The following is an 8,378-nucleotide window of genomic DNA, read 5'->3' on the forward strand; positions in this document are numbered from 1 at the left end:
GCGCGTCGGCGACCTTCACGTGCTGCCGGGCGACCTTGATCCGGGCCTTGACCCGGTTGGTCGATCCCCTCGCCTTACGGCTCAGGCTCCTCTGGAGCCTTGTGAGTCTCTTCTGCGCCCGGCGCAGGAAACGCGGGGAGTCGATCTTCCGGCCGTTCGCCAGGACGGCGAAGTGCCCGAGCCCAAGGTCGATCCCGGTCTCGATCTGTGTCTGAGGCAAGGGGTGTTCGCCGGCCTCGACGACGAACGAAGCGAAGTACCGGCCCGCCGGGTCCTTGATCACCCTCACGCTGGACGGCTCCGATGGCAGCTCCCGCGACCAGCGGACCTTGACATCGCCGACCTTCGGCAGGCTCAGCTTCTCCCCGGCCTTGAACCGGGCGTCTTGGTGAACCGGATCGCCTGCCGGTTGTCTTTGCGGGACCGCAACCGCGGCGGGGCGACCTTCGGACCTTTCCGCTTCCCGCCGACGCTGGAGAAGAAGTGACGGTAGGCCATCGTGGCATCCGCGAGGGCCTGCTGGAGCACCACCGCCGATACCTCGCCCAGCCACGCCCGATCGGGCCGCTTCTTGGCCTCGGTGATGACGCGCTTGGACAGCTCCCCGTCACTGACGAACGGCGACCCGTCCGCGTGCGCCTGACGGCGCAGCGCCAGCGCATCGTTGAACACCACCCGCGCGCACCCGAACGCCCGCGCCAGCGCGATGCGCTGAGCGGGGGTCGGATCAAGGCGGAAGGAGTAACGCAGCTGCACGATCTCATCCTACAGTTGGGTTATGGCCGGATACAGCGACATCAGAACCGGCAGACACTGTGTTTTCGTTCTCCACGCTCACTTGGTTTTCGTGACGAAGTTCCGTCATCAGGTGTTCAACCATGGCCACCTGACTCGACTGGAAGAGATCTTCCGGGACGTGTGCGCGGACTTCGAGACCGAACTGACCGAGTTCAACGGCGAGAACAACCACCTCCACCTGCTGGTGAACTTCCCGCCGAAGGTCGCTCTGTCCAAGCTGGTCAACTCACTCAAGGCAGTGGCCTCCCGGCGGATGCGCCAGGAGTGTCCCGAACTGGCCCGCCACTACTACCGCGCGAACAAGCTGTGGTCGGGTTCCTACTTCGCCGGGAGCGTCGGCGGCGCACCGCTGTCGATCGTGCGCCAGTACATCGAGCAGCAAAACCGGCCAGGTCAGAGCACGCCCGCGCCCTAGCAGGCACTCCCGCGCGGGCCTTCACCTCCGGCCCGAAGGCCGGAGCACTGGCCCGCATTTCGGTAGCAGCCGTGAGTCGGTGACGGCTACGCTGACCGCCCTGGCACTGCTCGACAAGTTCGAGGTGATGATCTGCGCCGGCGAGTATTCGCGGGCCATACCCGCCCCGGACCCGTTTCTGCTAGCAGCCCGGCGGTTGGCCGTCGACCCGAAACACTGCTTGGTCTTTGAGGACGCCGACAACGGGATCCAGGCTGCTCAGGCCGCCGGCATGGCTTGGGTCCACGTTCCCCCGCCAGGGCGACGCTGACCCGACCGAAGTTCCTCAACAGCGGCGTACAAGATCTGGCGGAGCTGCCACTCCCGCACCAACGCCTCCAGCTTGATCAGGACGCGCACCTTGCAGGTCAGCCACGGCGCCCGCGGTGGCCCGGCGGTCGTACTCGACGGTGTTGGACTCGGCCTCGACCGCCGCAGTGGCCGTTGTCTTGGCCGCGGCGGCAGAGTCGCGGGCTTTGGCGAACGAGGCCATGGCCTTGGGCCACGGAGTCGGCCGCCTCGGCGTCCTCCATGGCCGAGGCGGCCAGTTCGGCCGCCTCCTCGGCGGCCTGCTTCGCCTGGCCGGCCTTGGCCTGGGCCGCGGCGGACTGCTGCTCGGCGAGCGTCTTGGACGACTGGCCGGTCAGCCCAGCCAGGCCGGCGGAGGCGACGATGTCCTTGTACGGCGAGCCGCGCGTTGTTGGCCGGCTTGATCACCTGCAGCGCGGACTCGCGGGCGGCGATCGCCGCCTGGGCGGTGGAGTAGGCGTACCCGGCGGTGCGCACCGCACTCTTGTGGGCCGCCTCGGCCTCGATGCGCGCGACCGCGGCATCCGCCTTGACCTTGGCGGCCTTGGAGTGCGCGGTGTCGGCGTACACCTTGGCCATGCGGACGTTCTCTGCGGCGGCCTCGGAGCCGACGATGGCATCCCCCTCGAAGGCGACGATGGCGTCAGCCTCGAAGGCGAGGATGGCGTCGGCCGCCGGGGCGTGGGCCTTCTTGACCGCCGCGTTCGTGATCGGGGTGGCCCGTCCTGCAGAGGTGCGTCAGCGCCGCTGCAGCTCCGCGAGCAGCAGGTTCGAGTCGTTCCCGGCCAGGTTGGCGCCGTTGGTCACATAGGCCCGATTTCCTCGAACGGCGACGGCCGTGGTCCCCTGCATGCCGTCTTCGGCATCCAGCAGGGTCTCTTGGGCGCCGTCCGCGTCCACCCGCACGAGTTTGCTGGTCTGGTTGATCGCGGCGAGGATCTCGGTGCCCCGACCGGTGAAGTCGAAGTCGTCGATGCCCTCCAGCCCCCTTGCGCGGACCTCGGTGCGGCCGGAGCCGCCGCCCTTGGTCACCGGGATGCGGACGATGGTGCCGTGGTCGGAGTTGCTCGCCCACACGGCACCGTCGTGGATCTTCAGACCGTTGGCGCCGAAGAAGGCACCGGGGGCCAGGGCCGGGTCCGCCGACCACACGGAGGCCGCGCCGCCGCGCAGCGGGGCCTGCCAGATGCGCCCGCCGGTGGAGTCTGTGACCAGGAAGCGGTCCCGCTTGCCGTCGATGACCAGCGCGTTCGGCATGGTGTCGGCAGGCAGCGGCACGACGAGCCGGGGCCCACCGGAGCGACGGACCTGCCAGATCCCGGTCAGCCCGCCCTGCCCGGAGGAATAGAGGAAGTACACGGTACTGCTGTCCGACCGGGCGACCCCGGTGACCACGGGGATCCCGATGACCGGGGTGGTGCCGCCGCCGCCCGGAGGTAGCGGCATGGTGACGAGTCGCTGGACGGTCCCGTCATGCGCGACCCGCACCACCTGGCGGCCGGGGATCATGCCGATGACCGCGCCGCCGCCGGGCTCCGGGGCGATGCTCTCGGCGGCCTGGCCCGCGGCCCGGTCGAAGTGGGCGAGAACACGCACGTCGCCCAGGCGGGTGCCGGCAGCGTGGTCGGGGCGCGTCGGAGTGGCGGCCAAGACCACGGTCGGGACCGGGGTAACGACGGCCGCAGGGGCCGCGGACACGAAGGCCGCAGGAGCCGGGGTCGCGAAGGCCGCAGGAGCCGGGGTCGCGAAGGCCGCAGGAGCCGGGGTCGCGAAGGCCGCAGGGGCCGCGGTGCCCGCGGTGCCCATGGCGAGCAGGGCGGTGAGGCCGAGGGTGGCGGCGCGCCGCCGCAGTCCGGTGGGTCGGTGGGAGGACATGGTCTTCCTTTCGGTGGTGCGGGATGGGGAGGTCCCGGGCAGGACGGGGTGCCCGGCGGCCCGCTACGAACGGCTCGCCGCCGAGCACGGCCTGCCCAGGCACGCGCCGGCGACTCGGGAGCGGCATGAATGCCGTACGTCGGCCACCGCGCTGGTGCTGCCCGCCGCCCTGGGGTCTCGGCGCGGCCGTCCTGGGCCAGACCGGGGGCATTGCGGCAATCGGGGTGTTCTGGCGCGGCGGCGTGCCCCGTCGAAGACTGACCGACGCGTTCGGCGTGCTGAGCAAGCGCGATCGTGTCGGCGAACGCCGACTCAGGGGTGCGGCAGCACGGACAGCTGGACGGGCGGGATGGCGGACCCGGTTCTCCTTCCGTCTCTCCGCCAAGGACTGTATTGCTTAGTACAGAAAGGTCTACCACAGACTGTATCAGCGAGTACAGAACGTCTGTACTATGAGATACAGAACACGGAGGAGGCTCCATGGGACACACACCGACCACCGCGCGGGGTCGCGCGACCCGAGAGCGCATCCTCGATTCGGCAGCAGACCTCATCCAGCGGCGCGGCGTCGCGGCGGTGACGCTGGACGACGTCGAACGCGCCGCGGGGGTCGGCCGCAGCCAGCTCTACCACTACTTCGACGACCGGGACGATCTCATCCGCTCCGTGGTTCATTCCACCGTGGACACGGTGTTGGCCGCGCAGGAACCGCTGCTCCTGGAGGTCGACTCGCTGGCCGGTATCGAGCGCTGGTTCGACGCGATCGTGGCCAACGGGACACGGCAGGACGCGGTGGGCGGCTGCGCGATCGGCTCGTTGGCCAGCCAGCTCAGCGGCCGGGACGACCTCACCCGGCAGGCGTTCGTGGACGCCTTCGCGCGCTGGGAGGCCCCCCTCATCACGGGCCTTGGCCGGATGCAGGAGTCGGGCGAGCTGCGCCCGGACGTGGACGTGACGGAGCTGGCCGACCTCACCATGGCCGCGATCCAGGGCGGCCTGCTGCTGGCCCAGGTCCGCCGTAAACCGGACCAGCTCCGTCTCGCCCTGCGCGGCGCGCGGGCGGCGCTGGAGGACGCGCTCACTCCCCTCCCCTGAACGCGGTGCCGCTCAGCGCGGGCGGCCCACCACGGGCACATGCGGCGGGACCAGCACGCCCGACTGCCTGCTCCTCCTCCACCCCGCCACCGTCGGCGCCGGGCTAGGAACGGCGTGGGTCGTAGTTCCGCAATTCGGCCAGGTGGATGTCGCTCTGCGGCAGCAGGGGCAGCCCGCTGCTGGAGTCCAGTACCACCCGGCGGCCCAGGGGCTTGCGCAGCGTGACGCCGATCCGGTCGATCTTCCCCATCGCGTTGCAGATATCCACGTCGTCCTGCCGGACGTCGACGTCCACGATCACCGCTTCGGGCGTCTCGTGGACGCGCGAGCCGTACGTCGTGTCGCAGGTGCCGTGCAAAAAGCTCAGCTGGAGATCCGTCGGCGCGCGCACCTCGTAGGTTTTCACCTCCTGAATCCCGTCGGCCAGCGGTCGAGGCGGCCCGCCCATCGCGGCCGGGTCCACGGCGACCCGCCGGATCGGCTCCGGCACGCCTTTCACGGTGAACTCCCACGTGGGCACCCGCACGTCTCCCCGGTTGCTGGGCGTTGTGGCCTCACCCCGCGCCACCGCGATCACCCGGAGCGGCCGGCAGCCGTTGGCTGGACACTCTTCGTCGACGAAGGACTTGGGCTTGCTGAGCCCGGTGTAGACGGCCGTTGCGGCCAGGAGCGGCACGCTCAGCGTGCTCCCATCGGCCCAGCGCAGCTCGGCCGGGGCGGGTGCCTCGGCCGGAAGCTCGATCTCCAGCTTCCAGGCAGCGTTGATCATGCTCCGTCCGACCCACCGGGGCATGCGCCCCCAATCGAGCTCCAGGGTCAGGTTGCGCAGCGGGACGTATCCCTCGATCCACGGCCCGCGCTCGACCGAGCTCTGCCAGCGTTCAGCGACCTGCTGGGCGCGGTCGGTGAACGGGTCGGCAGTGACCGATGCTTCGGTGGTGCCGCAGGCCGCCGCGAGCGCGAGGAGCGCTATGGCGGGAAAAATCCGCATATCAGGTAGACGTACCAGCGGGCGGTGTGGTTGCTACGCCGATGGGGTGCCAGAACCTCGGTGACGGCCTAACGCATGGCGGTGCGAGGGTTCTTGCGTCGGGTCTCGCCCATGATGAGGTGCAGCGGACAGGGCGCGACGACAACCGGTGGATCGTGGTCTTGACGACCGCGCGGGTCTCGTCGGCACTCTCCTTGCGGCGCTCGATCCCACCAGCTGGGGATCGGAACGTACGCACTGGACGGGTCCGGCTCGGCCCGTTACGTCGAACCCGTGGCCCGATCGTGGACCAGCCGTCCGCTGTCGGCCTGAGCTGCAGTAACTCCTCCGGCTCAGCTGAGACGAATGCGCGGCCGACCCCTTGATAGGCTGTCAGCCATGATCCAGAAGTTCATCCGTCTTCGTAACAGCTGAAGCGGTCTGCCCCGCCGGTCGTTCAGCGACCGGCGCCAGTTGAGGCGACCCCGCAGACAGGTGCCGTGGTACAAGCCGCGCACCACAGGGGTTCCGCCCGCCGCCGACCGCCGGCTTGCTTTCACGGCTTGCCCTGCCGCGTTCTCATCCGGCAGCCGCACGCCGCCTCCGGCAACGCAGGCATGTTCGCCATGCCTTCAATCGAAACGGACTGTTCTTCATGCGATCCACCTCCAACCGCTCGTCGTCGCCTACGTTCGTGCTGGTCCACGGCTCCGGCACGAGTTCTTTCATGTGGGCTCCCGTCCAGCGTGAGCTGGCGTTGCTGGGTCACCGCAGCTTCGCCGTCGATCTGCCGGGCCATGGCCTCGACGCGCAGTACCCGCTCGCCTACCAGGCCCCCCAGGACCTCGACACGTGGGCGGCCGAGCCGTCGACGCTGGCCGGGGTCACCCTGCGGCACAACGTCGACATGGTCGCCGACGTGGTCCGACGCGTGGCGGAGCACGGGCCCGTGGTGCTGGTGGGAGCCAGCCTCGGCGGCCTCACCATCACCGGCGTGGGCAACGCGATCCCCGAGCTGGTGAGCAGGCTCGTCTACATCTCCGCCTGGTCGTGCGTACAACGCTCCAACCCGATCGAGTACATGCCGGAGCCCGAGTTCGCCGACAACCTGATGGGCCCGCTGGCCGCGTTCAACGTCGGCGACCCCGCTCAGCTCGGTGTCGGCCGGGCCAACTACCGCACCGCGGACGTGGAACTGCTCAACGCGCTCAAGGCCGCGACCATGGCGGACGTCAGCGACGAGCAGTTCCGTGCCTTCCTCAACATCCTGCAGCCGGACGAGTCGATCGCGGTGATGACGGCCGACGCCCGCGTCGACGCCGGCACCTGGGGCACCATCGCTCGCACCTACATCCGCCTCACCGGCGACCGATCCCTGCCCGTGGCCATGCAGGACAGGCTGATCGCCGAAGCGGACGCCCTGACGCCCGGCAACCCCTACGACGTGCACACCATGGACACCTCACACGTGGGGTTCCTGTTCAGGGCCGATGAGGTGGCCGCCATTCTGGACAAGGCCGCGGTCTAGAAACGGCCGGGGACGGCTTGACGGTCCGGCCGCCAAGCCGTCCCCTGTGGGCGGGGCCGCCGCCCTCGCGGAGATCATCCCGTACGAGATGTCTCGTTGATGGCCCTTGCGAGCGAGGGCCGGCGAGGCCGCGTCTCGGGCGGCAGGCGAACCGACGACTCCCAGCGCGCACACTCCGGGTCAGCCGAGGCGGGCTTCGAAGATGAGCTCCCAGGCCCGTTGCCGGGCGCGGGCGACCGCTCCCAGCAGCACCCCGCTGTCGCCGAGAGCACTCGCGACCACCTGCGGCCGGAGCGGTCCCAGCTCGGCCACGCGGCGCTCGATCGCGTCGCCGAGCAGGTCGAGGTTGCGCCCGACCCCGCCGCTCAGCACGATCACCTCCGGGTCGAGGACCGCCGCGACCGCGACGACCAGCCCGCCGATGCGCTGCCCTTCCGCCTCGATCACGGCCAGGGCGGTGCGGTCGCCACGCCCGGCCGCCTCGAAGACCTCCTTCGCGCTCCCCAGGTCGAGTCCGGCGGCGCGGGCCGCGCGCACCACGCCGGGCGCGGACGCCACCGCCTCCGTGGACCCGTGCTCCATGGCGACCTGGTCCCCGGCCACCGGCGGGTTCTCGGCGGCGGGCAGGTACGACACCTCACCCGCGGCTCCGCGGGCGCCGACGTACAGCTCGCCGTTGATCACGATGCCCATGCCGACACCGGTGCCGATGGACACGAGGGCGAAGTGCGCCTTGCCCTTGCCCTCGCCGTGCGCGTGCTCGCCGACGGCCGCCAGGTTGATGTCGTTCTCGACGACGAGGTCGGGATCGAGCGCGGAGCGGAGCCGTTCGACCAGGTCGGCGCCGGGCAGGTTGTAGGCGAAGTCCAGCCGGCCCGCCACCGGGTCGTAGACGCCCGGCGTGCCGGCGACGGCACACGTGATGGCCGACCACCGCACGCCGGCCTCGGCGGAGGCGGCGTGGGCCAGCTCTCGGACGTGGCGGGCCAGGTCGGCCGTGTTGCGGGCGTCGTTGCGGCCGTCCTTGCGGCCCACGAACGTACCCCGCAGGTCCGCCACGACGACGCGACTCCAGTCGCGCCCGATGTCGATGCCCGCCACGTGGGCGGAGGCGGCGTTCATGTCGTACAGCGCGGTCACCGGCCCCGGCCGGCCGGACAGCTCCCCCACCAGGTGGACCAGCCCGTCGGTCTCCAGCCCGGCCAGCGCCGCCGAGACCGTGGGTTTCGACAACCCGGTGACCTTGGCCAGCTCGGCGCGGGACGCCGGGCCGTGGTCGTGCAGCCGGTCGAGCAGGCGCTTCTCGTTCATCACCCGCAACAGCCGGGGGTTTCCCAGCTCACCACGCA

The 8,378-nt window shown here is 70.5% G+C and carries 8 protein-coding genes and 1 pseudogene; 4 read left to right on the plus strand and 5 right to left on the minus strand.

Translation table 11 applies throughout. From position 1 onward, the window contains the following. The coding region (locus tag ACFPZ3_RS60775) for a transposase (protein WP_379523568.1) at positions 1-289 on the minus strand (289 nt) is incomplete at its 3' end. Positions 290-354: 65 nt separating this feature from the next. Beyond that, positions 355-756, minus strand: coding sequence for a helix-turn-helix domain-containing protein (locus ACFPZ3_RS60780; RefSeq protein WP_379523569.1), 402 nt, complete (start codon positions 754-756; stop codon positions 355-357). Positions 757-778: 22 nt separating this feature from the next. On the opposite strand from ACFPZ3_RS60780, the gene tnpA reads away from it, so the two are divergent. Beyond that, positions 779-1,213: an IS200/IS605 family transposase gene (gene tnpA, locus ACFPZ3_RS60785; protein ID WP_379523570.1), complete on the plus strand. Its 435-nt coding sequence runs from the start codon at positions 779-781 to the stop codon at positions 1,211-1,213. Between the two features lie 67 nt (positions 1,214-1,280). Beyond that, positions 1,281-1,523 (plus strand): annotated as a pseudogene (locus ACFPZ3_RS60790) (HAD family hydrolase); the annotation flags it as partial. 776 nt (positions 1,524-2,299) lie between these two features. Here the strand turns inward: ACFPZ3_RS60790 and ACFPZ3_RS60795 are convergent. After that, positions 2,300-3,436, minus strand: a complete 1,137-nt coding sequence (locus ACFPZ3_RS60795; RefSeq protein WP_379523571.1) for a hypothetical protein — start codon at positions 3,434-3,436, stop codon at positions 2,300-2,302. 480 nt (positions 3,437-3,916) lie between these two features. Between ACFPZ3_RS60795 and ACFPZ3_RS60800 the strand changes: the two genes are divergently transcribed. Continuing rightward, positions 3,917-4,531, plus strand: coding sequence for a TetR/AcrR family transcriptional regulator (locus ACFPZ3_RS60800; protein ID WP_379523572.1), 615 nt, complete (start codon positions 3,917-3,919; stop codon positions 4,529-4,531). A 103-nt stretch (positions 4,532-4,634) separates the two neighbouring features. Here ACFPZ3_RS60800 and ACFPZ3_RS60805 read toward each other — a convergent pair whose 3' ends face one another. Then, positions 4,635-5,522 (minus strand): hypothetical protein, encoded by an 888-nt coding sequence (locus tag ACFPZ3_RS60805; protein ID WP_379523573.1) that lies wholly within the window; start codon positions 5,520-5,522, stop codon positions 4,635-4,637. Between the two features lie 634 nt (positions 5,523-6,156). On the opposite strand from ACFPZ3_RS60805, the gene ACFPZ3_RS60810 reads away from it, so the two are divergent. Then, a complete protein-coding gene (locus ACFPZ3_RS60810) occupies positions 6,157-7,029 on the plus strand; it encodes an alpha/beta hydrolase (protein WP_379523574.1) in 873 nt (290 codons plus the stop codon). A gap of 180 nt (positions 7,030-7,209) precedes the next feature. Here the strand turns inward: ACFPZ3_RS60810 and ACFPZ3_RS60815 are convergent. After that, the coding region (locus tag ACFPZ3_RS60815) for an ROK family transcriptional regulator (protein WP_379523575.1) at positions 7,210-8,378 on the minus strand (1,169 nt) is incomplete at its 5' end.

It is taken from the genome of Nonomuraea insulae (assembly GCF_042656245.1).

Bases quoted from the DNA above. Each gene is read 5' to 3' on its own strand.
- tnpA (WP_379523570.1), top strand. From the start codon at position 779: ATGGCCGGATACAGCGACATCAGAACCGGCAGACACTGTGTTTTCGTT.
- ACFPZ3_RS60800 (WP_379523572.1), top strand. From the start codon at position 3,917: ATGGGACACACACCGACCACCGCGCGGGGTCGCGCGACCCGAGAGCGC.
- ACFPZ3_RS60795 (WP_379523571.1), bottom strand. From the start codon at position 3,436: ATGTCCTCCCACCGACCCACCGGACTGCGGCGGCGCGCCGCCACCCTC.
- ACFPZ3_RS60805 (WP_379523573.1), bottom strand. From the start codon at position 5,522: ATGCGGATTTTTCCCGCCATAGCGCTCCTCGCGCTCGCGGCGGCCTGC.
- ACFPZ3_RS60810 (WP_379523574.1), top strand. From the start codon at position 6,157: ATGCGATCCACCTCCAACCGCTCGTCGTCGCCTACGTTCGTGCTGGTC.